Origin of the sequence: Cupriavidus sp. D39 (assembly GCF_026627925.1) — a bacterium.
Taxonomy (GTDB): domain Bacteria; phylum Pseudomonadota; class Gammaproteobacteria; order Burkholderiales; family Burkholderiaceae; genus Cupriavidus; species Cupriavidus ulmosensis.
In genome coordinates this window covers 2,783,652-2,808,633 of record NZ_JAPNLE010000009.1, presented here as the reverse complement: position 1 = coordinate 2,808,633, position 24,982 = coordinate 2,783,652, and the positions used below count along the sequence as shown (strand labels likewise).

The following is a 24,982-nucleotide window of genomic DNA, read 5'->3' as shown; positions in this document are numbered from 1 at the left end:
AAGAAGGCGACCCGGATGCGGCGAAAGACTCCTCGTCGGCAAGCCAAAAGAGCGGCCGGGACCCAAACTCATATCGCCTTAGGGCGATGCTCAGACATGGGTCCCTCTTTTCCGCTCTTTTGGCTTGCCGACGAGGCGCCGCATAACGGGAGATTCAAACCTTGACGGCTCGCTTCGCATCGCGCTTAGGTGATTTCCGCCTGGGGGCGGAAATCACGGCTACCACAATTGGTTGATCTTGCCGCTGGTTTGCTCCCTCTCCCACTTGTGGGAGAGGGGCCGGGGAGAGGGCGGGCGCTCGATATGCGTGCTGGACAAACCACGGGCTTCGCTTTGCGTGGCTCCTAGCTAAGCCACCCCTCTCCCCGGCCCTCTCCCCCTGAGGGGAGAGGGAGAGACAGACGTCGTCATGGCGCGCGGTTTTGGCCCAGTTGCTGGCTTCGTTCAGGCGGGCTGGCGATGCAGCCGTCCTGCCTGCATCACCAACGCCAGGTGCTCGCCCTGGCCGCACAGCACACTGATGTCCGCCAGCGGGTTGCCATCGACCGCGATCAGGTCCGCCAGCGCGCCGACCCGCACGGTGCCGAGCTCGCCTTCGCGCTGCAGGATCGCGGCGGCGATCGAGGTGGCGCTGCGGATCGCTTCCAGGTTGCCGAGCAGCTCCGCGCGGATGCGGAACTCATCCGACTGGTCCTGGTGCATCTCGCCCAGCAGGTCGGAGCCAAAGCCCATCGGCACGCCGGCTTGCGCGTAGATGCCGAGCGAGTCGCGGCCGGCCTGGCGCACGGTTTCGATCTTGGCCACCGATGCCGCCGGCAAGCCCAGGCGTGCGCCGTCGCGCGCGAGCGACTCGTAGGTGACCAGGGTGGGTACCACGAACGCGCCATGCTCGCGCATCACGCGCGCGGCTGCGTGGTCGACCAGGTTGCCGTGCTCGATGGTGCGCACGCCGCAGCGCACCGCGCGCGCGATGGCGCGGCCGGTGTAGGCGTGCGCCATCACATACGTCTGGGCTGCCTCGGCCTCCGCCACGATGGCGCGGATCTCGTCTTCGCTGTATTGCGTGTTGCCGATCGGGTCGGTGGGCGAAGCCACGCCGCCGGACGCCATGATCTTGATCTGCATGGCACCCTTTTGGATCTCTTCGCGCACCGCCAGGCGCACCGCGTCCACGCCATCGGCCACACGGGCGATGGCGCCGGCGCGAAAGGCGCACGAGCATGGCTCCAGCACATCGGCTCGCGGGCGGAAGTCGCCGTGCCCGCCGGTCTGCGACAGAGCCTTGCCGGACGGGAAGATGCGCGGGCCCGGCACCAGGCCGGTCTCGATTGCCTGTGACAGGCCCCAGTCGGCGCCGCCCGCATCGCGCACGGTAGTGAAGCCGCGCTCGAGCATGGCCTTCATGATCGGCATGGCGCGAAACGCCACCAGTACATTAGGCTGCACCGCGTTCAGGCCGAGGTTGGCCAGCGAGGCCAGCACGTGCACGTGGCAGTCGATCAGCCCGGGCATCACGGTCTTGCCGGCGAGGTCGATCACCTGTGCGGCGGGGGCGTGGATCGGCGTGGCCGATACTTCGGCGATGCGTTCGCCCTCGATCAGCACATCGTGGCGTTGCAGGAGGCTGCCGTGGGCAGGGTCGAGGACGTTGCCGCCCTTAAGCAGGATCTGTTTCATGCGCGGGACAGTCATTAGGCGGGTTGAGCGGCTCGGGTAGTCTGCGCCGGGCGCAGGTAGGCGGGCTCGCGCACCAGGCGCGTGCCGGCCAGGCTGATGGCGGCGGCGAACATCACGTAGAACGCCGGCGCCATGGTGCTGCCCGTGCTGGCGATCAGCCAGGTGATGATGAACGACGCGAAGCCGCCGAAGATGGTGACCGCCAGGTTGTACGCCACCGACAATCCGGTCGACAGCACCTTGGCCGGGAACAGCTCGGAGAACGCCGCCAGGATCGGGCCGGTGTAGGTGGCGATCAGCACGCCGAACACCAACTGGAAGACCACCAGCGAAGCCAGCCCCGGGGCCTGGTTGATGTAGACGAACATCGGGTAAGCCAGCACCAGGATCAGCAGCGCGGAACTCGACAGCAGCACGCGGCGCCCGATGCGATCGGCCAGCAGCCCCACCAGCGGCGAACACACCATGATCGCCAGGCCTCCCACCATGCCGGCGATAAAGCCGGTCGACTGCGACACATGGAGCACTTTGACCGAGTACGTCGGCATATAGAACAGCAGCACATAGGTGCAGACGGTCCACAGGATCACCATCGAAAAGCTGGCCGCGGTCTGGCGCGGGTAGTCGCGCAGTACTTCGGCCAGCGGCGAATCCGACTTGTCGGTGGCATCGCGGAAGGCCGGCGTCTCGTCGAGGTGATGGCGGATGTAGTACCCCACCGGCCCGATCACGATGCCGAGCAGGAAGGGCAGGCGCCAGCCCCAGTTATTGAGCGCCTCGGTGCTCAGCGCGGACGTGACGAAGGTACCGACCGCGGCGCCCAGCAGCACGGCCACGCCGATGCTCGCCTGGATCCAGCTGGAGTAGTAGGCGCGGCGCTCCACCGGTGCGTACTCGGTCAGGAAGGCGGTGGCGCCGCCCATCTCGCCACCGGCCGAGAAGCCCTGCAGCAGCCGTGCCACCACGATCAGCAGCGGCGCGAACAGGCCGATCTGATCATAGGTGGGCGCCAGGCCGATCATGGTGGTGCCCAGCGCCATCAGCAGGATGGTCAGCGACAGCGCCGCCTTGCGGCCCACGCGGTCGGCGAGTACCCCGAGGATGATGCCGCCGACCGGCCGCATGAAGAATCCCACGCCAAACGTGGCAACCGCAAGCAGGAGCGAGGACAGATCGTTGCCGGTGGGGAAGAAGAGCTTCGCGATGATGACGGCGAAGAAGCTGTAGACGGTGAAATCGAACCACTCGAGACCGTTGCCGATCACGGTGGCGACGATGGCGCGGCGGCGTTGCGCGCCGCTGACGCTTGGTGGCTTCGATGGCGCTTCTGGGTGGGCGCTTGCGTGCATGACATCCTCCTGGGTTGGCGGGCTCCCGGCGCGCGGACCGTGTCGATGCCGGGCCGGCGTGGCAGCGCCGCCCGGTGCGGTCGGGGATAAAGCGGCGCACGGCAGTAACCCGATGGTAGGAGGAGCGAGGTCGGGCCGAAAACGAATTCTGCGCATGTCGTCATGCGGGCAGCGCATGGCAGGCAGCGGGCCGCATGCCGCGCAAAGGGGGCGCGGGCGGTAGTGGCGGTAGCGGCGGGAAGGGCGGGGAAGGGTGTGGCGGAGGTGGCGCGGCGGTGATGCGCGCAGGCAACCAGGCGGTGCCGGTGCCGTCGGTGGCACCGGCACCGCCTGTCGTGGCAGGCTAGCGTTCGCGCTCCCAGGTCTGGGTGCGGCCCAGCAGGCTGATGCCGATGAAGCCGCGCACGTTGAGCTTCTTGCCATCGTCCGCCAGCGACATCTTGGTCTTGTAGAGCTTGCCGCTTTCGGGGTCGAGGATCTCGCCGCCGCTCCACTCGTTGTCGCCGGTCTTGCGCAGGCCGGTGATGATGGTCATCCCCATGATGGGCTGGTCGCGGCGCGCGTCGGTGCACTTGTCGCACACCTTGGGCTTGCCGTCGCTCTCGACGAAGCTCTTGACGAGCTTGCCGCTGTAGACACCGTTTTGTTCGCTGATCTCCACCAGGCCGCGCGGCTTTCCGGTGGCGTCGTCGATGGTCTTCCATGAGCCGGTCGGGGTGGCCTGGGCCAGCGCAGCGGCGCTACCCAGCAGCGCACCTGCGAGCACGGCGGTGCGTGCCGCGATGGCGGCGGCGCGTGCGACGGAGCGGGGGCAGTAAAGTGCATTGGGATCTCCTCTTCGAGTTGGCGCGCGCCATGATACCGCGCAGGACCGGCCCGGCGGCGCGCGTACGCCAATCTACTGGCGATGGGCTCGCGCTGCAATCGCCAGCCCGCCTTTGCGTACGCACCAAAGCCACCCCGGCACCTGCCGCAGAGCGGCCTGGCGGCTGGCAACAGGCCGATTCTGTCATGCAGCAAATTGTCCGCTGGCCGCCACTCGAAGCAATCCTCTAGCCGTGCGTTTCAAGTGGGGCAACATGCCGCGCTTGCTGCCGCAGGACGCGCCGGCGCGTGCGGCCATCCCTCTCTCGTTGCCTGCGCGCATCGGCGACCTGATCCGTTGGCAGTAGTCCATTCGGATGGTGCGCAAGCCGATGCCTCGCCAGGCGATCCGTCGTCCTGGTCGACGCGCTGAGTCATCCACTGTCGGACGCATGCCGACACCCGACACCACCGTGAGACCACCGGCGACACCACCGGCGACACCACCGGCAATGCGCGGCTCGCGATGGCATCTCACGCGTCGACGACGCCTGCGCGATGCGAGTGCGAGATGGCGTTCGACATCGTCCGAGCATCGTTGGAGCGCGCGTGTCGCGGTGACGATTCTCAAACCGTTGCGTCGGCGCATCACTGCTCGGGCTGCGCGTGAGCGCGCGTGCCGGGATACGCAGACGCGCAGCGTCCGCGCTGTGCGCCGCGTTGCCGATGCGCGTCTTCGCGGTGGCGCTGTCGATGCTCTCGCCGTGCTCGCTCGCATCCGGGCAGCACGCGTGGCAACGACGGCGCGAGGCGTGCGCGCGGTTGTCTCGCGGAAGTTTTTAGTTTCCCGAAAAGCCTTTGCGCATGCGGGTTTCCGGTTTTCCGGAATGGTCGGGAAGCGTGTCGTTCAAGCGCCTCGAAGGCGCGCAGGCAGCGATGCGCGCGATGAAAAAGCGGAGCGTGCCGGCAACGTCGTAACGCTCGCGCGACGCTGTGTCGAAGCTGCGTCGAGCATGCTCGCGAGAGAGCGTCGAGAGGGGACGAGAGTCGCGGTGAGAGCGCAGCGCGCGCAAGCAAAGACGAGGTCCGCGCAGCGCAACGACGAAGACGATGAAGTTGTCATGCTCGCGCGCAAGTTTTTTTGCACTTTTTTCTTAACATCGCCCGACAAACGAATTATGATTCGCCTTGACAAGAGTCTCACTTCATTGCATGGCTTGCGAGGCAAGCAAGACAGCAAGATGCAACGATGAGGTTGGACGTGATGCGCAACGATGAGCGCCACCGACTTCGATGCAATGAAACAGGTAGCTCAGGAGCACTAGAACTTTGACGCAGACCAAGCCGTACTGGTTTTCTAAAACGCGTGCAGTCTCCTTTGGCCCAGCAACGGGATGGGCGAACTACCCCTGAAAAATGCCGTACGTGGTGTGCGTGGCCTAGCCCGCATCGCGGAAATGCCGGCCGATATCTCTTCTTTTCATGTCGCGCGCCGATCCGGCGGATGGCGCGGGCAGATCGAATATTCCAGGGCGCGGCAAGCGTCAGAAGCCCGGCTGCGGGCTCCGCTTGGCCACATTCGCACCGCGCGCCGCGGTGCCCCTGCCACCGAATTCATTAGCGTGCGGCCACAACGTTGCCGTGCGCCGATGAATCGCTCGCTCGATTGGGGTCGCACCGCTGTATCGCGCCTCGGGTCGGTCGGGTCGCCAACTTAGGTCATTCGATATTCACTCTCAAGTGAAGGAGTTATCCATGGCAACGACTGCAAAGAAGAAACCGGCGGCTAAGAAGGCCGCCGCCAAGCCGGCCGCCAAGAAGGCAGCCGCCCCGGCCAAGAAAGCCGCAGTGAAGAAGGTCGCCGCCAAGAAGGCAGCACCGGCCAAGAAGGCTGCAGTGAAGAAGGTCGCCGCCAAGAAGGTCGTAGCGAAGAAGGCAGCGCCGGCCAAGAAGGCAGCCGCACCGGCCAAGAAGGCCGCAGCCAAGAAGGTCGTAGCCAAGAAGGCCGCACCGGCCAAGAAAGCTGCCGCCAAGAAGGTTGTAGCGAAGAAGGCCGCACCGGCCAAGAAGGTCGCCGCCAAGAAGGCCGCACCGGCCAAGAAGGCTGCTCCGGCAAAGAAGGCCGCGCCTGCCAAGAAGGCTGCTGCTGCCAAGAAGGCTGCGCCGGCCAAGAAGGCGCCTGCTGCCAAGAAGGCACCGGCCAAGAAGGCTGCTGCCAAGAAGGCCGCGCCTGCCAAGCCTGCCGCTGCACCTGCTGTTGCACCCGCTGCAGCTGCCAAGACCGCGCTGAACCCGGCTGCGGCATGGCCTTTCCCCACGGGCACCCGTCCGTAAGCGTGCTGGTAACGGCTACCGCTGGGAATTGCCAAGGCACGCAGGGCGTGCCGCACTGACCGGATACCGCGTATCCGGTCCGCAAGACGCTAGTCTTGCCAACCCGCCGATGGTGCAAACCCGGCGGGTTTTTTCATGGGCGATCGGGAAGCGGGAAACGGAAAGCGGAAAACGGGAAGCGGGACGCCGGAGCCCGGGCCGGGATCGCAGCAAAGAAAAAGCGCTGCTCCGGTGAAGGAGTCAGCGCTTTGCCAGGGTTGCGTTGCGGCGTCTGCCGCGCGGCCCAGCAGACCGCTTCAGAGCGTGCCAGGAGCCGTTGCGCGGCAGGGCGGCACCCTTGGGTTGCGCCTGCCGCTGCGCGGCCATCCAGGGCCGCCCAATGCCGTCCTGCGTCCTGCGCTTAGTGCGTGACGCGGGTCGTGCCGCCCGACGACAGCAAGCGCACGCGCTCGCCCGGACGGAAGGCTTCGTCGGCGTCCTGGACGATGGCGCGCATGTCGCCGTTGTCCAGGCGCACGGTGATTTCCAGGCCGCGGCGCTGGTTGATCTTGTTCTCGGCCATGCTGCCGGTGATGCCGCCGAGCACGGCGCCCAGCACGCCGGCCGCCACCGAGCCGCCGCCGCGGCCGATGGTGCTGCCCGCGGCGATGCCGCCGATGGCGCCACCGGCGATGGTGCCGGCGCCGGTCTGGTCGCCCTGGATCAGCACCTCGCGAACCGTCTCGACCACGCCGTAGCGCAAGGTCTGCTCGCGCTGCGCCTGGCCCGGGGTGTAGATGCTGGCGGAATTCGACTGCGAAGCGCAGCCAGCCACCAGGGTGGCGGCGGCGGCGAGCGCGATGGCGCTGGTGCGGATCAGGGTGTGCATAGGATCAATCCCGAAAAAGGTGTTACTCGTAGCGATAGCCAAAAGCGGACTGGAAGCGTTCACCGATTTCGTCGCGCGACGGCTTATGGTTCTGCGGACCCTGGTGCGCGATCTTGATGGAGCCCATCAGGCTGGCAAGCCGGCCCGTAGTTTCCCAGTCGAAGCCCCGTTCGATGCCGTAGAGCAGGCCGCCGCGGAAGGCATCGCCGCAGCCCGTCGGATCGACGACACGATCCGCTTTCACGGAGGCGATATTGTACTTCTGCTTGTCGGCGAAGACGGTGGCGCCCTTCTCGCCGTGGGTCACGATGAAGGCATTGACCTGCGCGGCGACTTCGTCGCTGGTCCAGCCGGTACGCGACAACAGAACCTGGGCTTCGTAGTCATTGACCGTCACGTAGCTGGCGAGTTCAACGAACTGGCGCAGATCGTCGCCGTTGAACAGCGGCATGGCCTGGCCCAGGTCAAAGATGAACGGCACGCCGGCGGCGGCGAACTGCCGCGCGTGGTGCAGCATGCCTTCGCGGCTGTCGGGGGCGACGATGCCCAGGCCGGGCGAATTGCTGCCGCCGAGCGCGTCCTGCACCTGCGAGAGCTGCGACTGGTTCATCGCGCCAGGGTGGAACGCCGTGATCTGGTTGTTCTCCAGGTCTGTCGTGATCATCGCCTGCGCGGTGAAGGTGTCGGGCAGGGTGCGGATGTGCTCGGTGCTGATATCGAGCGCGCGCAGGTGTTGCAGGTAGGGCTCGGCGTCGACGCCAACGGTGGCCATGATCACCGGATCGCCGCCAAGCAGCTTGAGCGAGTAGGCGATATTGCCGGCACAGCCGCCGAACTCGCGGCGCATGGACGGGACCAGGAAGGACACGTTCAGCATGTGGATCTGGTCGGGCAGGATATGTTCGCGGAAATGCCCCTCGAACGTCATGATGGTGTCGTAGGCAACGGAGCCACAGATCAGGCTGGACATGCTCTCTCCAATTCTCGTAATGCGGACTGACGGGGCCACCGGGTCAGGCCGGTGCCCCTGAATGCAAAAACGGCCACCCGTTTTGCCGGGTGGCCGCGCCTGGCAGGTGGCGCGCTTACTTCAGTGCGGCCAGTGCGGCGTCGTAGTTCGGCTCGTTCTTGATTTCCGAGACCAGTTCACTGTACTTCACGGTGTCGTTCTCATCGAGCACCACCACGGCGCGCGCGGTCACGCCGGCCAGCGGGCCGGTCTTGACGTCCACGCCGTAGTTGCCCTTGAAGTCGGCACCGCGCATCAGCGACAGCGGCACCACGTTGGCCAGGCCTTCAGCGGTGCAGAAGCGGCCCATGGCGAACGGCAGGTCGGCCGAGATGGTCAGCACGACGGTGTTGGCCAGGCCGCTGGCGGCTTCATTGAACTTGCGGGCCGAAGCCTGGCACACCGGGGTGTCCAGGCTGGGGACGATATTGAGCACCTTGCGCTTGCCGGCAAAGTCGGCCAGCGTGACGTCCTTCAGGTCCTTGCCGACCAGCGAGAATGCGGGGGCCTTGTCGCCGGCTTGCGGAAACTTGCCGCCGACTTCGATGGCGTTGCCGCCGAGGGTGACGTTGCTCATATGTGCTCCTGTGTGAAATGCGGGCTCGCGAATGGGGGCGCCCGGAATGAGCGGCGAGCCCGGGTGGAATTCAGGGATAGAAGATCAGCACGCGGTAGTTTGCCGCCGCCTGCTGCGACCGGAATCGTACCCGAACCGGCAGCTCCGTGCCTGCCCGCAGGCCATGTGTGGCAAAGGCCTGCTGCTCGGTTTCGAGATAGTCGGCGGGTTGCAGCACACGGCGTAGCAGGAGCTGGTCCTGGAGGTCCGTCATGACCAGCTCGATGGCGGGCAGCGCCACGGTGGCGCGGCCTTGGTTGCGCAGCGTGACGGCGAGCAGGTAGGCGTCGGATTCTTCATCCTGCTTTTGCAGCAGCGAGCTCTCGATGCGCAAGGCGTCGATGTCGCGCCATGGTGCCACCTCGCAACCCAGCGGCGCGCAGGCCGCCTCGAAGGCGGGGCGCAATACGGGGAAGCGGCCGGACAACTGGCTGCGCGCCAGGTAGGTGCCTTGTAGCAGTCCCGCGATCACCAGGAACCCGATTGCCAGCCTTTGCAGCACGCGCTTTCGCCTAGCCGGGCCAGGATCGCGCTCGCGCGCGTGGCGCAGGAAGTCGGGCGCGAAGGACGGGGTGGCAGGCGTGTCGCTGCGCATCCACGGCCGCTCGGCCTGCTCGCGTGCGATGGCTGCGGGAATCTCGGGGAGGTCGTCCTGCGCTTCGGCGCGCAGGTAGCCGCTTGCGCTCGGGATGGCCGCAGTGTCAGCGTTGGCGGCGTTGGGGGCAGCGCTCGTGGCGGCATGGCTGGTGGCGGATGCTTCGTTCGCCGCTTTCGCTGTGTCGGCAGCACTTTCCGTATCGGCGATGTCCGCAGTGTGCGTGGCATCGTCGTCGCCTAGCGTGCTGGGGTCGAGTTGCGGCCAGGGTGCTGCTTCCGGCGCGGGGGCGGGTACTTCGCTTGCCCGCGGCGCGCTCTGCCTCGGCTCCCTCGGCGTCGGCGGCAAGGCCGACTTCCTCGCCCTCGACGATGCCGGGCACGAATACCGCAGAGGGCTCGTCCTCGTCCTCACCGGTGTCTGAGTCCGCAGTGCCGGCTTCCGGCTCCGCCTGACGGTTGCTGGCCTGCACGGCCTCGTCTGCTTCCGCCTGCGTCTGGTACAGCATGACGGTGGGCGCGTCGAGCGCCGGCACGTCATAGCCAGGGTCGTAGCCGGGGTCAAAGGGCGCAGCGGCGGGGCGGCTCTCGTCGGCGTCGTCGTCGTTGTCGTCGGAGGGGCGCGTGTCGAAGTGTGTTGCCTCGTGCGGTACAGCGGCAGCTTCGACGGCGTGCGCTTGCGTGTCCGCGTGCGCGTCGGCATGAGAGCGCTTGCGCGGGGCGCGCGGCGCGCGGGCGGCCTTGTGTGATTCTTCGTGGGCTTCTTCGTGTTGCGCTTCGTCGTGCGCGTGCTCGACGGGCGCCTCATGTGCCGTGGACTCGGCAGGGGCAGGGGCGGTAGTGCTTCCCGCCGCCTTCGCGGCGGTCTCAGGGCTGCCTGCCGGCTCGGGCGCCGGCAGCTCGATCAGGTGCTCGCGCGCATCGAAGACGGTATCGCACTGGCCGCAGCGGACCAGCCCCTGGCGCAGCCGCAACTGGTCCGCTACCAGCCGGAAGGCTGTGCGACAGGCCGGGCAACGCGTGACGAGCTTGGCTGCGGCCATGGGCTGGGCTCAGCTTTGGGTGCCGGGGCCTTCACCGCGGGTGCCGTGCAGGCAGACCCAGCCTTCCTCGCTGCGCCAGACCGACATGGGCAGCCAGGGCGCGTAGGCCGCGGCGACTTCGTCGGCCTGCCGCTCCAGCACGCCCGACAGCACCAGCCGGCCGCCGGGGCGAACCCGTGCGCTCAGCATGGCCGCCATCAGCTTCAGCGGGTTGGACAGGATATTGGCGACGACGAGGTCGTAGCTGGCCTCGGAGACGGTTTCCGGCAGCGCGAAGGTGGCCTCCACGCGATTGCGCTCGGCGTTATAGCGCGAGGCTTCCACCGCGTTGGGGTCGATATCGATGCCGAGCGTGTCGCCGGCACCCAGCTTGCGCGCCACGATGGCGAGGATGCCCGAGCCACAGCCGTAGTCGAGCACCGTTTCGCCGGCCTTGATGTTCTGTTCCAGCCACTGCATGCACAACCGCGTGGTGGGATGGCTGCCGGTACCGAAGGCGAGGCCCGGGTCCAGCTCCAGCACCACCGCGTCGGGTTCCGGCGCATCGTGCCAGGACGGCACCACCCAGATACGCTCGCCGATGCGGATCGGCGCGAACTGGGATTGCGTCAGGCGCACCCAGTCCTGATCTTCCACCGGGCGCAACTGGTACGCCGGCACCGGGTCGATACCCAGTGCATTGGCGGCGGCGGCCACCACCAGCACGGGGTCGGCGCTGTCGTCAAACAGTGCCACCACGCGCGAGCGGTTCCATGCCAGGCGGGTCGGCTCCATGCCGGGCTCGCCGAACAGCGGCTGCTCGTCGGGCGTATCGGCATCGGCGTCTTCCACCGAGACCGACAGCGCGCCGAGGTCGAACAGCGCGTCAGACCAGGCTTCGGCCTGGTCTTGTGCGATTTCGATCACACATTCCTGAAATGCCACAGGCGATCCTTGTCGATCAGTTATGACTGGCCGCGCCGGGGCTTCAGATCTTGCCGCCCTTGGCCACGTTCTTCTGGGCCAGGCGATGCTCGAGATAGTGAATGCTGGTGCCGCCTTCGACGAAGTTGGCATCGAGCATCAGCTCACGGTGCAGCGGTACGTTGGTCTGGATGCCGTCCACCACCATTTCCGACAGCGCGATCCGCATGCGGGCGATGGCCTGCTCGCGGGTGGCGCCGTAAGTGATGATCTTGCCGATCATCGAATCGTAGTTGGGCGGCACGAAGTAGCCATCATACGCGTGCGAGTCGACCCGCACGCCGGGACCGCCGGGCATGTGCCACGCAGTGATCCGGCCGGGGGACGGCGTGAACTTGAACGGGTCCTCGGCGTTGATGCGGCATTCGATCGAGTGCCCGCGCAGTTGCACGTCCTTCTGGCGCCAGCGCAGCTTCTCGCCAAAGGCGATGCGGATCTGCTCCTGCACGATGTCGATGCCGGTGATCATCTCGGTGACCGGGTGCTCCACCTGCACGCGCGTGTTCATCTCGATGAAGTAGAACTCGTTGTTCTCGTACAGGAATTCGAAGGTGCCGGCACCGCGGTAGCCGATCTTCTTGCAAGCCTCGGCGCAGCGATCGCCGATGCGCTCGATCAGGCGGCGCGGGATGTGCGGCGCAGGTGCTTCTTCGATGACCTTCTGGTGGCGGCGCTGCATCGAGCAGTCGCGCTCGCCCAGCCAGATGGCCTGGCGATGCTGGTCGGCCAGGATCTGGATCTCGACGTGCCGGGGGTTCTCCAGGAATTTCTCCATGTAGACCTCCGGGTTGCCGAAGGCACGGCCGGCTTCCTCGCGCGTCATGTTGACCGCATTGACCAGGGCAGCCTCGGTGTGCACCACGCGCATGCCGCGGCCACCGCCGCCGCCGGCTGCCTTGATGATGACCGGGTAGCCCACGGCACGCGCCGTGGCCAGGATTTCCTTGGGGTCGTCGGGCAGGGCGCCTTCGGAGCCCGGCACGCACGGCACGCCGGACTTGATCATGGCCTGCTTGGCCGAGACCTTGTCGCCCATCAGGCGGATGCTCTCGGAGGTCGGGCCGATGAAGACGAAACCGGACTTTTCCACGCGTTCGGCGAAGTCGGCGTTTTCCGACAGGAAGCCATAGCCCGGATGGATGGCTTGCGCGTCGGTCACTTCGGCGGCCGAGATGATCGCCGGCATGTTGAGGTACGACAGCGGCGAGGGCGCCGGTCCGATACACACGGCTTCGTCGGCCAGCTTGACGTATTTGGCTTCCTTGTCGGCCTCCGAATACACCACCACAGTCTTGATGCCGAGTTCGCGGCAGGCGCGCTGGATGCGAAGGGCGATTTCACCGCGATTCGCGATCAGAATTTTTTCAAACATAGTCACTCTCTGCGAGGAGAAAGGCGGTCCCACCGCGGCGGATCCTGGCGCCCCCGGCGAGGGCAGCCGGAGTGCGGGCGGGGGTGCTGGCACCGGGACGAGGAACGCCCGATGGCCGTCGCCGCCGTGGCTGGCCGGAGCACTCTCCGGCGCAGGCTGCGGGCGGCGCGGCATGCCGGTCAGTTTCAGCCGATGATGAACAGCGGCTGGCCGTATTCCACCGCCTGGCCATTCTCGACCAGGATTTCCTTGATCACACCCGCCTTGTCCGACTCGATCTCGTTGAGCAGCTTCATGGCTTCGATGATGCAGACCGTCTGGCCTTCCTTGACGGTATCGCCCACATTGACGAACGACGCGGCGCCCGGCGACGGTGCGCGATAGAAGGTGCCGACCATCGGCGAGGTCACGACATGGCCAACCGGCAGCTGCGGAGCGGCCGGCTCGGCGCCGACGGCGGGCATCGCGGCGGGCGCGGCGGCCGGGGGCAGTGCCTGCATCGGCTGCATGGCCATCGGCGCGGCGATGACCTGCGGCGGCGCCTTGACGATCCGCACCTTGCCTTCGCCTTCGGTGACTTCCAGCTCGGAGATGCCGGACTCGGCCACCAGGTCGATCAGCGTCTTCAGCTTGCGCAGGTCCATCTTCTATCCTCCTGAATCGGGTTGTCCGGCGGCCACCGCTCTGGGGGCTGCGTCCGGGAAAAAACTGACGCCTCCGGTGGGCTGCCTTGGTCCGCCGCGAAAAACAGCGGCAAGGCAGGCGCCGGGGGCGCGGTAATGGTTTAAGAAATCAATGGGCGGATCAGGCCTTGGGAAGCGCCTGCTCCAGCTCCTGCCCGAGGGCATAGTCCAGCGCCAGCAGATACCCTTGCCAGCCAAGTCCGCAGATCACCCCGATCGCCACATCGGAGAAGTAGGAGTGATGACGGAAGTTCTCGCGCCGATGCACGTTCGACAAGTGGACTTCCACAAACGGAATCGCCACCCCGGCCAGCGCATCGCGCAGCGCCACGCTGGTATGCGTATAGGCGGCCGGGTTGATGATGATGAAATCCACGCCCTCGTCGCGCGCGGCATGGATACGATCCACCAGCGCGCCCTCATGGTTGGACTGAAACGTAGCCAGGTTGATGCCCGTCTGGCGGGCTCGGTGCGCGAGGGCCAGGTCGATATCGGCTAGTTTCGTGTACCCATAAGTTTCCGGCTCCCGCGTGCCCAGCAAATTCAGGTTCGGTCCGTGCAGGACCAGCACCTTGCGGTAGCGGGCGGAGCGGCGTTCGGGAGGTGTATCGATCACGGCGGCTCGACCATTTCAACGAAATTGCGCGGAGATTACCGTAGCTTAGAGTGATTTGTCTAGCAGCGTAGACATAGGCAGCTTCGAAGCCGGCGAGTTTTCAGACCAGACTCCGCCCTTTTTGCGGGTGGAATCGCGTTTCGATCAAATTGCGTGATGATCGAACAAGGTTAGGAGAAAATCGCCCCAAATCAAGAATCTTATGCCTAGCCGCGAGGCAACGCCGCGCGCAGCTCATCAGGGAAAACCCTGCCCATTTTGCGGTAGCTGACCCTGCCATCTGGCGCAATGATCACTGTATAGGGCAGGCCGCCGGCCGCGTTGCCGAAATTGCGCGACAGTTCCGTGCCGGCGAAACCGGCCACGGCGAGCGGGTACGAGACCGGGACTTTTTTGATGAACTGCTGAATGTTGTTGGCGGAATCGATGCCGATGCCGACAAATTCCACTTTCCGTCCCGCGTATTCCTTATGCAAAGCGGTCAGGTCGGGCATTTCTTCCACGCAGGGGCCGCACCAGGGTGCCCAGAAGTTCACAACCACCGTTTTTCCGCGAAGTTGCGCGAAGTTGATCTGGCTGCCGTCCGGATCCGGCAGTTGCGTGCGCAGGAACGTCTCGACGGCCTCATCGGATGCCGGCTTCGGCGAAAACACATAGTGCCCGGCCAGCGCGCCGGCGGCGGCGGCCACCACGGCAACGGCAAGCCAGACCCAGAGGCGGCTGCGGCGGACAGGAGTGCTGGTGGAAGAGGTCATGGCAGGAAGAAAGATAGCGGCTGATGGAAGAGATAAGAACCCGGAGGGCTCCATGGGGAAAGCGCGCACGGCCTACGTCAGGCCTCGCCTGCGCTCCCGGTCAAAGGTGGCGCTCAGGCCGCCGCGGGCGCGTCGGGCACCTCGCGGGCTGCCGCTTCGGCGGCCGCCAGCAGCGCTTGCACCGCGTCCACATCGGCACGGGCAACCCGGCCGCTGGCCGCGGCCCGGACTGCGCCGCGTTCGTCATCCGCATCATACAGCGCTATATGAATGCCAACGGGCTGGCCAAGTTCCGCACGGATCTCTCCAGCCAGCAGGCGCGCGTCGCGCACGGCCGGCCACTGTCCCTTCCAGAGGAAACTCAGGGTCTCGACCTCGCCGCGGCCGGCAAAGTGCCGGGTCTCGCTGGTGTCGAAGTCCACGCCAGCGTTGAGCAGGTGCAGGGTGAGATCCTTGGGGCTATCGCAGAAGCACTGTAGATAGATGTCGGAATGCTCGGTGGCGGTGCCGTTGAGCACGGCCCCGGCCAGGTACGGGCGGAACGCGGCGAGGTCGCGCATGGCAAGCACGGCCAACCGGCGCAGCAGCGCCAGGACACGGGGCTGGCTCTCCGAGTGGAATAGCGCCTGATAGAGACGGACCTCCGCCTCCACGGCCTCATTGTCGGGGAGCCACTCGCCCGCCACGCGCACGTCGCCCAGCAGTTGCCGCGCGGCCTTGCGCTTGGCCGTAGCGTAGTCGGTGCCGTCTTCCGCGATCATGCGGGCGGCGGCCTGGGCGATTTCCTCGCGCAGGCGGATGGGGTCGAGGCTGGGGCGGCGGGGCATGGGGGATGATACCGGAGGGATCGCGGCCTGCGCTGGGGCGGGGTTTTGCATTTTAGAGTGGTTGGTGACGGGGAGATTCCTTGGGAAGAAGGCTGCAGCCTGGAAATCTGCCGTGCCCGGCGCCAACGCCTCCCGCACGGCTTCGCCGTCACCCCTCAGGTACAATTCTTTCTATCCAGAAGCAACCCGGCCCGGCCGCGCTGGCCCGCCCAATCCCAAATCCCATGCATATTCACATCCTCGGTATCTGCGGCACATTCATGGGCGGCCTGGCCGTGCTTGCCAAGCAGGCTGGCCACCGCGTCACCGGATGCGACGCCAATGTCTACCCGCCGATGAGCACGCAGCTCGAGGCGCAGGGCATTGAACTGATCGAGGGCTTCGATCCCGGCCAGCTGGCGCTGGAGCCGGATCTGTTCGTCATCGGCAATGTGGTCTCGCGCGGCAATCCGCTGATGGAGGCCATTCTCAACCGCAACCTGCCTTATGTCTCCGGCCCGCAGTGGCTCGGCGAGCATGTGCTGCGCGGCAAATGGACGCTGGCGGTGGCGGGCACCCACGGCAAGACCACGACCACCTCCATGCTGGCCTGGATCCTGGAAGATGCCGGCTACCAGCCGGGCTTCCTGGTGGGCGGCGTGCCCCAGAACTTCGGCGTGTCGGCCCGGGTGACCGAGTCCGACTTCTTCGTGATCGAGGCCGATGAGTACGATACGGCGTTCTTCGACAAGCGCAGCAAGTTTGTCCATTACCGTCCGCGCACCGCCATCCTGAACAACCTGGAATACGATCACGCCGACATCTTCCCGGATCTTGCTGCCATCGAGACCCAGTTCCACCATTTGGTGCGCACCGTCCCGGAGCAGGGCCGGCTGATCGTCAACGGCTTTGAGGAAAGCCTGGCGCGCGTGCTGGAGCGGGGCTGCTGGAGCGAGACCGAGCAGTTCGGCATCGGCGACTGGCGTGCCGCCGAGCCCGCCGAGGCCGCTGCCGCCAGGGCCGGCGACAGCGTGACCCAGGACAGTTTCGATGTCTGGTTCGGCGAAAAGCTGCAAGGCCGGCTCAGCTGGGCCTTGCAAGGCACGCACAACCGGATGAATGCGCTGGCTGCGATTGCTGCTGCCCGCCACGTGGGCGTGCCCGCGCCGCAGGCGATCGACTCCTTGTCGCGTTTCGCTAACGTGAAGCGCCGCATGGAAGTGCGTGGCGTGGTCAATGGCATCACGGTCTATGACGACTTTGCCCACCATCCCACGGCAATCCAGACCACGCTCGACGGCCTGCGCAAGCGGGTTGGCGGGGCGCGCATCCTGGCGGTGCTGGAGCCGCGCTCCAACACCATGAAGCTGGGCGTGATGAAGGCGCAGCTGCCGGCCAGCCTCGAGACGGCTGACCTGGTGTTCGGCTACGGCGCGGCCAGCGGCAAGGATGCGCTGGGCTGGGACCTGGCCGGATCGCTGGCGCCGCTGGGCGAGCGCGCGGCCGCCTTCAGCGATCTGCCCGAACTGGTCCGCGCGGTGCGAGCCGCCGCGCGCCCGGGCGACCATGTGCTGGTCATGAGCAACGGCGGCTTCGGCGGCGTCCACCAGAAACTGCTGGATGCCTTTGCTGCCGGCGCTTGCGCCTGAACGGGGGCTGGCATGTTGCTGTACCTGCACGGTTTCCGCTCGTCACCGCAGTCCTTCAAGGCCCGCCTGGTCCAGGAGCGCATGCGCGAGTGGGGCGTGGGGCGCTATTACGCCTGCCCCGTGCTGAATGTGTCGCCGGCCCAGGCCATCGCCCAGGCCGAAGCGGCCATCGCGGCCTCGCAGGCTGGCGGCGCGCAGCCGCTCACCATCATCGGCTCCTCGCTGGGCGGCTTCTATGCGCGCTGGCTGGCCGAGCGCCACGGCTGCCGCGCGGTGCTGCTCAACCCGGCGGTGCATCCGTGGACCGACCTGGAGCGCCACCTTGGCGACCAGCCGCTTTGGCACGGCGGCGGCTCGGTGCGGGTGGAGCGCCACCACCTGGATGAACTGCTGGCGCTGCGGGTCGAGCCCATCACCCGGCCGCAGCGCTATTTCCTGATGGCCGCGACCGGCGACGAGGTGCTGGACTACCGCGAGATGCTGGCGGCATTCCCCGGGGCGCACACCCGCGTCATCGAGGGCAGCGACCACGGCATCAGCGAATTTGCCGACTACGTCGATGAAGTCCTCGCTTTCTGCGGCTATGGTCCCGATGGCCAGGTCAGCCAGGTCAGCCAGGTCAGCCAGGTCAGCCAGGTCAGCCAGGTCAGCCAGGTCAGCCCCATCGACCCGGAGCCGCAGGCATGAGCGCGGCATGAACGGGGCGCATGTGCGCCTCAGCGGTTGGCACTCCCACTTACCCGAAGATCCCGCCATCAGCGCCAACCTGCGCCGCTGGGTGATCGGCGATGGCTCGCTCACCGCCCGGCTGGTGGCGGCGTCAGGCGCTTTCCGGGTGCGCCGCCTGGCACAGCGCATGGAGCTCGCCCTCGCCGATGAATGGCAGGCGCTGGGGCTGCCTGCCCGCCGCCGCGCGCTGGCGCGCGAGGTGCTGCTGATTTGTGACGGGGCGCCGGCCATCTTTGCCCATACGGTGGTGAAGCCCGACCATGCCCGGCGCGACTGGCCGTTCCTGCGCGGCCTGGGCGAGCGCCCGCTGGGCAGCGCGCTGTTCGTCGATCCCCGCGTGCGGCGTGAGCCATTCACGTTTGCGCGCTTGCTGGCGCATCACCCGCTGCGGCGCCGGCTGGAACTAGCCGTGCCGGCCATGCGGGAGCTCGCGCCGTCCGCGGTGTTGCCTGCGCGGCGCTCGGTCTTCCGGCGGGGCGACGGCGTCATGCTGGTGACCGAGGTATTCCTGCCAGACTTGCAGGCGCGGCCTGCTCCGGGAATGGGCGGTTCCTCGCAGAAGCCGCCAGGTAGCCATCCAAAGCAAGAACTTTCCCCGCATCGATAATCGCGACCAAGAAGAAGAGACGACCATCATGAAATTGCAGGCACGTGTTGCCATCATCACCGGCGCTGCCGCCGAGATCGCCAGCATCTACACCTTCCTGGCCAGCGACGATGCCAGCTATGTCAATGGCGTGGCGATCGAGGCCAGCGGCGGCATGTCGCTGTAACAGGCCGGCCCGCGCAGAGCTTTCAGCCGGCGCGGTGCGGTATCATCTCAGGTCCGGTTGCCGTCTCGCCTGAAGGCGGCCTTGCACCATTTCTCTCACCGGGCCGTTCCCGCAGGCGTCACAAAGCGCCAGGGCGCTTGTTTACCAAGAGCGGTTCCCGGCATTTCTGAAAGTATCGATCCATGCAGTTGCTGTTCGAAGAAGGCGGCGAGATTCGCGCCGGCACCGTGCTGACCCAGCAGGGCGAGTCGTACCAGGTGGAGCTGCCCGCGGGCAAGCGCACCAAGGTCAAGTCGCGCGACGTTCTGCTGCAGTTTGCGCAGCCGTCGGCGATCGAGCTGTTGCGCCAGACCGCCGACCTGGTCAGCGAGGTCGACCTGGAATTCCTGTGGGAATGCGCGTCGGAAGAAGAATTCGGCTTTGTCGACCTGGCGGCCGAGTACTACGGCGCGGGTGCGAGCGTGGTGCAGCAAGCCGCGCTGGCGCAGACGCTGCACGGCAATCCGGTGTATTTCCGCCGCAAGGGCCGCGGGCGCTACCAGCGCGCGCCGGAAGACCAGCTCAAGGCTGCGCTGGCCGCGCTCGAGCGCAAGAAGCAGCAAGCCCTGGTGCAGGCCGAGTACGAAAACCAGCTCAAGGCCCTGACCTTGCCCGAGGCGTTCCGCGGCAAGGCACTGCAACTGCTGTTCAAGCCTGACAAGAACAGCCTCGAATACAAGGCGATGGACGCCGCCTGCACCGCGCTCGGCATGTCGCCGATGCGGCTGATGGTGGCGGTGGGCGGCATTGCCAGCCCGCGCGCGCTGCACGAGGCCAAGTTCCTCTCCGAATGCTTCCCCAAGGGCACGGGCTTTCCCGACGTGGCCGTGCCGGAACCCGCCGGCGAGCTGCCGCGCGCGGATGTGGAGGCGTTCTCCATCGATGACGTCACCACCACCGAGATCGACGATGCGCTGTCGGTCACGCCGCTGGACGGCGGCAAGATCCGCGTCGGCATCCATATCGCGGCGCCCGGGCTGGGCATCCGCCGTGGCGAGCCGCTCGACACGGTTGCGCGCCATCGCCTGTCGACGGTTTACTTCCCTGGCGACAAGATCACCATGCTGCCGGATTCCGTGGTGGAGCGCTACACGCTGCAGGAAGGCCGCGAGTGCCCGGCCCTGTCGCTGTACGTGGTCTACGACCCGGCCCTGCAGATGATCGTCAGCAGCGAGACCCGCGCCGAGCTGGTCAAGATCGCGGCCAACCTGCGCCACAACCTGCTTGAGGATGTGGTGACCGAGGCCGCGCTGGCCGCCGGCACCGGCGACTACCCGTTCCGCGACGCGCTGACCCAGCTGTTCCATTTCTCCGGCTGGCTGCACGACGAACGCCAGAAGGCGCGTCTTGCCAGCGGGCTGCGTCCCGAGTCGCACAACCGTGCCGACTACAGCTTCTACATCGACCTGCTGGAAGAGGGCGGCGAACGCGTGCGCATCGAGCAGCGCCGCCGCGGCTCCCCGCTCGACAAGATCGTGGCCGAGCTAATGATCCTGGCCAACAGCACCTGGGGCAAGCTGCTGGCCGACAACGGCGTGCCGGGCATCTATCGCACGCAGAAGGCCTGGGGCATGAACCGCACCCGCATGCAGACCTACCCGGCGCCCCACGAGGGGCTGGGCGTGGCGCAATATGCGTGGAGCACCTCGCCGCTGCGGCGCTACGTCGACCTGGTCAACCAGTGGCAGATCCTGGCCGTTGCCCAGCACGGCATCACGGCCAAGCTGGTGGCGCCGTTCAAGCCCAAGGACTCGGACCTGCTGGCTGCCGTGGCGGATTTCGAAGGCACCTACGCCGCCTATGCCGACCACCAGTCGACCATGGAACGCTACTGGTGCCTGCGCTGGCTGCAGCAGGAAAAGCGCGAGCGCCTGATGGGTTCGGTGCTCAAGGAGGGCGCCGTGCGCTTTGCCGAGATCCCGCTGGTCACGCGCGTGCCCGAGCTGATGCAGGCTTCGCGCGGCACCCAGGTGCTGCTGGAGATCGGCGCTATCGACGAGATCTCGCTGGAAGTGTCGTGCCGTGTCCTGGAAGTGTTTGCCGGCGAAGGCGAACTGCCGCAGGAAGAGATGGAACGGGACGACGAAGCCAGCGAAGTGTCGGCGCAAGCCGCCGCTGAAGCCGCGGCCGAGGAGGCCGCCGAAGCCGCTGCCGAGGGGTGCTCGAGGGGGCGGCTGAAGGTGAGGCGGACGCCGCGGCCGGGGAAACCGGCGATGACGAAGCCGCGAGTGCCGCCGATGCCACAAGCGAAGGCGCTTCGTCGGACACACGCGACACCGGCGCCAGCGGCGCGGGCTGAGTTCCTCGGAAAAAACGAGGCGCTCCCTTACAATCGCAGTCTGACCCGGGGTCCCACGGACCCCGGCCCCAGTCTCGCCCGATCGACGCTTCCCAGCCAACGTCCCGCCCATCGTGAAAGCCGCTTTTTCTCCCCGCCAGTGGTGGAACGCCAGCAGCACGATGGCCAAGGCGCTGGTCGTCTCGTTGCTGGCCCATGCCTTGCTGCTGACCGTGCGCGTCGTGGCGCCGGAGGCGTTCGAGATCAAGCGTACCGATGCCGCGCTCGACGTGGTGCTGGTCAATTCCAAGTCGGCGCAGCGCCCGCAGAACCCAACCGTGCTGGCCCAGGCCAACCTCGACGGCGGCGGCGAGCACGACCAGCAGCGCGCGACCACGCCGCTGCCGGCCCAGACCGTCACCAAGGACGGCGACCTGGTGCGCCAGATGCAGCGCCGCGTGGAGCAGATGGAGCAGGAACAGCAGCGGCTGATGACGCAGTCGCGCGAAGCCGCGCCGCCGGTGCACAGCCAGCCGCTCAAGCCCGGCCAGCAGCGCGTGGAAAACCCGCTGCGTGGCCAGGACGAACGCACCTCGCTTGACGAGATGGCCAAGCTCGAAGCCGAGATCGGCCGCAACCTCGAGCAATACGCCAAGCGGCCCAAGCGCTACCAGCTCACCGCCACCAGCGCGCAGGAAGTGGAATACGCGCAGTACTACGACCGCCTGCGCCAGAAGATCGAAGCGCGCGGCACAAGCGATTTCCCCCAGCGCAATGGCAAGCCGCTCTACGGGCAGCTGATCCTGGTGATCAACGTCAACCGGCAGGGCCGGCTTGGCTACAACCGCGATGGCTACAACATCGATGCCATCGACGTGGTCAAGAGCTCGGGCGATCCCGCGCTGGACCGCCAGGCGGTCGCCATCGTGCGGGCGGCGGCGCCGTTCGGCGGGTTCACGGCGCAGATGCAGGCGCGCCAGGACATTCTCGAAGTGATCTCCACATTCAAGTTTTCGCGCAGTGGGCTGGAAACTCGCCTGCAGTCCCGATGACATCATCACCTGACACTATGCAATCCCAGACTCCCGCCGACCGTTACGTCGTGATCGGAAACCCCATCGCGCACAGCCGCTCGCCCGCCATCCATGCCGCGTTCGCGCAGCAGACCGGCGAGGCTGTCGTGTACGAGCGCCTGCTGGCGCCGCTCGATGGGTTCGTTGCCACCGTGCGCGCCTTCTTCGACGGCGGCGGCCACGGCCTGAACGTGACCGTGCCTTTCAAGCTCGAAGCCTACGACCTGGCCGAGCGCCTGACGCCGCGCGCCGAGAGCGCGGGCGCGGTCAACACCATGTGGATCGAGGACGGCGTGATCCACGGCGACAACACCGACGGTGTCGGCCTCACGCGCGACATCGAAGTCAACCTGGATACCTTGCTCGAAGGCAAGCGCATCCTGCTGCTGGGCGCGGGCGGCGCCGCCATGGGCGCCATGCTGCCGCTGATCGCGTGCCGCCCGGATCGCATCGTGGTGGCCAACCGCACGCCCCAGCGCGCCAGCGATATCCTGGAAAACGTGGCCCAGCAGGCCGACGAGTACGGCGTGGAATTGTGGGGCGGCGGCTTCGACGCGCTGGCGGGTTTGACGGATGAAGACGCCTGCGACGTGGTCATCAACGCCACCAGCAGCAGCCTGCAGGGCGAACTGCCGCCGGTGCCGGCGGAACTGCTGGGCAAGGACGTGCTGGCCTACGACATGATGTACGGCGCCCAGCCCACCGTATTCCTGAAGTTCGCCGCCCAATGCGGCGCGCGCACCAGCGACGGGCTGGGCATGCTGGTCGAGCAGGCTGCCGAGGCCTTCTACAATTGGCGTGGCGTGCGGCCCGCCACCGCACCCGTGCTGGCAACGCTGCGCGCTGCGCTGCAGGCCGAAGCCGCGCGCTAACGCGGCGCCAGGCAGGCTCGAGCATGGCTGAGCGCAAGCGCACCGCCCGTCCCGGGGCTGCTCAAGGCGGCAGGGGCGGCGGCGGCCTCAACCCGCTGCGCTGGCTCGCCTACCTGCTTGGCACGCTGATCGCAGGCGTGCTGGCCATGCAGGTGTATTTCTTCCTGCAGATCGCTGCCTGGCAAACCGTGAACCCGTCATCCACGGCGTTCCTGCGGGCCGAGCAGTGGCGCCTGTGTGGCTTCAAGTTCTGGAGCTGCCAGGTGGATCGCCGCTGGGTGGGCTATGACGACATCTCCCGCAACCTCAAGCGCGCGGTGATCGCCAGCGAGGACGCCGACTTCGTCAACCATCCCGGCTACGAGCTCGACGCCATGCTCGATGCGTGGGAGCGCAACAAGAAGCGCGGGCACATCGTGCGTGGCGGATCCACCATCACGCAGCAACTGGCCAAGAACCTCTTCCTCTCGTCCGAGCAGCACTACCTGCGCAAAGGCCAGGAGCTGGCCATCACCTGGATGCTCGAGTTCTGGCTCGACAAGCAGCGTATCTACGAGATCTATCTGAATTCGGTGGAGTGGGGCGAGGGCGTGTTCGGCGTGGAGGCCGCGGCCCAGCATTACTTCAAGACCAGCGCCGCCAAGCTGAGCGTGGGCCAGGCAGCGCGCCTGGCCGCCGCGCTGCCGGCGCCGAAGTGCTTCGACAAGAAGGAGTACTGCGCCAATGTGCGCGTGAACTTCAAGGTCAAGGCCAATATCATCGCGCGCCGCATGGGCGCGGCCACGCTGCCGGACTGAGTCCGGGGCAGCGCGGCACATACTCAATCAGCTCAGCCAGCCCTTCCTCTTGAAGTACACCAGCGGGATCGCCGCCGACACGGCCATCAGCGCGATGGCCCACGGATAGCCTGCGGCCCAGTCCAGCTCCGGCATGAACTTGAAGTTCATGCCGTAGATGCTGGCGATCAGCGTAGGCGGCATCAGCGCCACCGACACCACCGAGAACAGCTTGATGATCTTGTTCTGGTTGATGTTGATGAAACCGACCGTGGCATCCATCAGGAAGTTGATCTTGTCGAACAGGAACGCGGTGTGGTTCTCGATGGAGTCGATATCGCGCAGGATCTGGCGGGCTTCGTCCTGCTGCTCGGCAGACAGCAACTGGCTGCGCATCAGGAAGGAGACCGCGCGGCGCGTGTCCATCACGTTGCGGCGGATGCGGCCGTTCAGGTCTTCCTCGCGGGCGATGGTTTCCAGCACGTCGGCCGCGGCGGCATCGGTCACGTTCTCCGCCAGCACGCGCTTGCTGGCTTCTTCCAGCCGCTCGTAGACTTCCTCGATGGAGTCCGCCGAGTATTCGGCATCGGTGGCGTACAGGTCCATCAGCACGTCCTTGGCGTTGCGCACCGAGCCCAGGCGCATGCGCGCGCGTAACCGCACCAGCCGGAACACCGGCAGGTCTTCGTCGTGGATGGAGAACAGCACGTCGCGCGTGAGCACGAACGCCACGCGCACGTTGCGCGAGATATCTTCCTCGTCGAGCAGGAAGTCGGTGCGGATATGGATGTTCTCGTCCTCGCCCTCGAAGTAGCGGGCCGAGGCTTCCAGGTCGCCCAGGTCCTCCAGCTCCGGCAGGGCTACGCCGTAGGCTTCCTTGATCCAGGCGAGTTCCTCGTCATCGGGGCTGATGACATCGATCCAGATCGGCTTGTGCTGCAGAAGTTCATTGCGATCGTCGACCTGCTCCTGTGCGAGCCGGCCTTTCTGCAGGACGAACAGGTTGATCATCCCAGGGCTTCCTTGTTGCGTTTGGCGAAGAAACGCGCAGGCTGGGCTCGCCGCCTTGGGGCGAACCCATGCTTCGCGCGAAAACGGCGAAGCGTAGGGCCGCTGGCAAGCGTGATCGCGCTGTGCGCTTGAAGTGCGCGCAAGGCGATGGCGTTTGCCGTTCATGGCTGGCAAGCCGGGGGAGGGACTAGTCCGGGACGAAGCGGCGCGCGCTGCGGCGGCCGTCAGGGGCACGGAAGAACACTCACCCGCAGTATGTGCTGCGGGCGAGTCCGACGAGGCGGTGGAGCGGG

Annotated in this window: 23 protein-coding genes and 2 pseudogenes; 10 read left to right on the top strand and 15 right to left on the bottom strand. The window is 66.7% G+C overall.

Annotated features, from left to right (window positions below; translation table 11 throughout):
- Positions 1 to 444 precede the first annotated feature (444 nt).
- The 3 genes from OMK73_RS25220 to OMK73_RS25210 all read right to left on the bottom strand — a co-directional run bounded on the left by OMK73_RS25220 (position 445) and on the right by OMK73_RS25210 (position 3,792).
- Positions 445 to 1,677 (bottom strand): metal-dependent hydrolase family protein, encoded by a 1,233-nt coding sequence (locus tag OMK73_RS25220; RefSeq protein ID WP_267604443.1) that lies wholly within the window; start codon positions 1,675 to 1,677, stop codon positions 445 to 447.
- A 14-nt stretch (positions 1,678 to 1,691) separates the two neighbouring features.
- Complete coding sequence (locus tag OMK73_RS25215) at positions 1,692 to 3,026, bottom strand: MFS transporter (RefSeq protein WP_267604442.1); 1,335 nt, start codon at positions 3,024 to 3,026, stop codon at positions 1,692 to 1,694.
- 343 nt (positions 3,027 to 3,369) lie between these two features.
- A complete protein-coding gene (locus OMK73_RS25210; RefSeq protein WP_267604441.1) occupies positions 3,370 to 3,792 on the bottom strand; it encodes a DUF2147 domain-containing protein in 423 nt (140 codons plus the stop codon).
- A gap of 655 nt (positions 3,793 to 4,447) precedes the next feature.
- On the opposite strand from OMK73_RS25210, the gene OMK73_RS25205 reads away from it, so the two are divergent.
- Positions 4,448 to 5,083, top strand: coding sequence for a hypothetical protein (locus OMK73_RS25205; protein WP_267604440.1), 636 nt, complete (start codon positions 4,448 to 4,450; stop codon positions 5,081 to 5,083).
- Between the two features lie 502 nt (positions 5,084 to 5,585).
- On the top strand, positions 5,586 to 6,164 hold the full coding sequence (locus tag OMK73_RS25200) for a histone H1-like DNA-binding protein (protein ID WP_267604439.1): 579 nt from the start codon (positions 5,586 to 5,588) through the stop codon (positions 6,162 to 6,164).
- Between the two features lie 400 nt (positions 6,165 to 6,564).
- On the opposite strand, the gene OMK73_RS25195 is transcribed toward OMK73_RS25200, so the two are convergent.
- From OMK73_RS25195 to OMK73_RS25150, 11 genes are all read right to left on the bottom strand, one after another.
- Entirely contained in the window at positions 6,565 to 7,032 is a 468-nt protein-coding gene (locus tag OMK73_RS25195; protein WP_267604438.1) for a hypothetical protein, read from the bottom strand.
- Positions 7,033 to 7,054: 22 nt separating this feature from the next.
- On the bottom strand, positions 7,055 to 8,002 hold the full coding sequence (locus OMK73_RS25190) for a carbohydrate kinase family protein (protein WP_267604437.1): 948 nt from the start codon (positions 8,000 to 8,002) through the stop codon (positions 7,055 to 7,057).
- A gap of 115 nt (positions 8,003 to 8,117) precedes the next feature.
- Positions 8,118 to 8,618 (bottom strand): thiol peroxidase, encoded by a 501-nt coding sequence (tpx, locus tag OMK73_RS25185; RefSeq protein ID WP_006162466.1) that lies wholly within the window; start codon positions 8,616 to 8,618, stop codon positions 8,118 to 8,120.
- Between the two features lie 70 nt (positions 8,619 to 8,688).
- Positions 8,689 to 9,252 carry a DUF3426 domain-containing protein gene (locus OMK73_RS39370; RefSeq protein ID WP_420715569.1) on the bottom strand — a complete coding sequence of 188 codons (564 nt, stop codon included), beginning with the start codon at positions 9,250 to 9,252 and terminating at the stop codon, positions 8,689 to 8,691.
- Between the two features lie 106 nt (positions 9,253 to 9,358).
- Entirely contained in the window at positions 9,359 to 10,294 is a 936-nt protein-coding gene (locus OMK73_RS39365; protein ID WP_420715568.1) for a zinc-ribbon domain-containing protein, read from the bottom strand.
- Between the two features lie 9 nt (positions 10,295 to 10,303).
- Positions 10,304 to 11,218 (bottom strand): 50S ribosomal protein L11 methyltransferase, encoded by a 915-nt coding sequence (gene prmA / locus OMK73_RS25175; protein WP_267604436.1) that lies wholly within the window; start codon positions 11,216 to 11,218, stop codon positions 10,304 to 10,306.
- Between the two features lie 43 nt (positions 11,219 to 11,261).
- Entirely contained in the window at positions 11,262 to 12,629 is a 1,368-nt protein-coding gene (gene accC / locus OMK73_RS25170) for an acetyl-CoA carboxylase biotin carboxylase subunit (protein WP_043349611.1), read from the bottom strand.
- A gap of 185 nt (positions 12,630 to 12,814) precedes the next feature.
- Positions 12,815 to 13,273: an acetyl-CoA carboxylase biotin carboxyl carrier protein gene (gene accB / locus OMK73_RS25165; protein ID WP_267604434.1), complete on the bottom strand. Its 459-nt coding sequence runs from the start codon at positions 13,271 to 13,273 to the stop codon at positions 12,815 to 12,817.
- A 160-nt stretch (positions 13,274 to 13,433) separates the two neighbouring features.
- The gene (gene aroQ / locus OMK73_RS25160) at positions 13,434 to 13,928 is read right to left on the bottom strand and encodes a type II 3-dehydroquinate dehydratase (RefSeq protein ID WP_267604432.1); all 495 of its coding nucleotides are present in this window, start codon (positions 13,926 to 13,928) and stop codon (positions 13,434 to 13,436) included.
- 206 nt (positions 13,929 to 14,134) lie between these two features.
- Positions 14,135 to 14,683 (bottom strand): TlpA family protein disulfide reductase, encoded by a 549-nt coding sequence (locus OMK73_RS25155; RefSeq protein ID WP_267604431.1) that lies wholly within the window; start codon positions 14,681 to 14,683, stop codon positions 14,135 to 14,137.
- A 113-nt stretch (positions 14,684 to 14,796) separates the two neighbouring features.
- On the bottom strand, positions 14,797 to 15,510 hold the full coding sequence (locus tag OMK73_RS25150) for a UDP-N-acetylmuramate--alanine ligase (protein WP_267604430.1): 714 nt from the start codon (positions 15,508 to 15,510) through the stop codon (positions 14,797 to 14,799).
- Between the two features lie 224 nt (positions 15,511 to 15,734).
- Between OMK73_RS25150 and mpl the strand changes: the two genes are divergently transcribed.
- The 8 genes and pseudogenes from mpl (at position 15,735) to mtgA (ending at position 23,699) form a co-directional block, all read left to right on the top strand.
- The gene (mpl, locus tag OMK73_RS25145) at positions 15,735 to 17,138 is read left to right on the top strand and encodes a UDP-N-acetylmuramate:L-alanyl-gamma-D-glutamyl-meso-diaminopimelate ligase (RefSeq protein WP_267604429.1); all 1,404 of its coding nucleotides are present in this window, start codon (positions 15,735 to 15,737) and stop codon (positions 17,136 to 17,138) included.
- A gap of 12 nt (positions 17,139 to 17,150) precedes the next feature.
- Complete coding sequence (locus OMK73_RS25140) at positions 17,151 to 17,825, top strand: YqiA/YcfP family alpha/beta fold hydrolase (protein ID WP_267604428.1); 675 nt, start codon at positions 17,151 to 17,153, stop codon at positions 17,823 to 17,825.
- A 7-nt stretch (positions 17,826 to 17,832) separates the two neighbouring features.
- The gene (locus tag OMK73_RS25135; RefSeq protein ID WP_267604426.1) at positions 17,833 to 18,474 is read left to right on the top strand and encodes a chorismate--pyruvate lyase family protein; all 642 of its coding nucleotides are present in this window, start codon (positions 17,833 to 17,835) and stop codon (positions 18,472 to 18,474) included.
- Between the two features lie 70 nt (positions 18,475 to 18,544).
- Positions 18,545 to 18,640 (top strand): annotated as a pseudogene (locus OMK73_RS25130) (3-oxoacyl-ACP reductase); the annotation flags it as partial.
- 182 nt (positions 18,641 to 18,822) lie between these two features.
- Positions 18,823 to 20,978: pseudogene (locus OMK73_RS25125) on the top strand (ribonuclease catalytic domain-containing protein).
- A 161-nt stretch (positions 20,979 to 21,139) separates the two neighbouring features.
- Positions 21,140 to 22,009 carry an energy transducer TonB gene (locus OMK73_RS25120; RefSeq protein WP_267606509.1) on the top strand — a complete coding sequence of 290 codons (870 nt, stop codon included), beginning with the start codon at positions 21,140 to 21,142 and terminating at the stop codon, positions 22,007 to 22,009.
- Between the two features lie 17 nt (positions 22,010 to 22,026).
- Positions 22,027 to 22,902: a shikimate dehydrogenase gene (aroE, locus tag OMK73_RS25115; RefSeq protein WP_400093131.1), complete on the top strand. Its 876-nt coding sequence runs from the start codon at positions 22,027 to 22,029 to the stop codon at positions 22,900 to 22,902.
- Positions 22,903 to 22,997: 95 nt separating this feature from the next.
- Positions 22,998 to 23,699 (top strand): monofunctional biosynthetic peptidoglycan transglycosylase, encoded by a 702-nt coding sequence (gene mtgA / locus OMK73_RS25110; protein ID WP_267606508.1) that lies wholly within the window; start codon positions 22,998 to 23,000, stop codon positions 23,697 to 23,699.
- A gap of 27 nt (positions 23,700 to 23,726) precedes the next feature.
- Here mtgA and corA read toward each other — a convergent pair whose 3' ends face one another.
- Positions 23,727 to 24,689, bottom strand: a complete 963-nt coding sequence (gene corA / locus OMK73_RS25105) for a magnesium/cobalt transporter CorA (protein ID WP_267604423.1) — start codon at positions 24,687 to 24,689, stop codon at positions 23,727 to 23,729.
- Between the last annotated feature and the right edge of the window lie 293 nt (positions 24,690 to 24,982).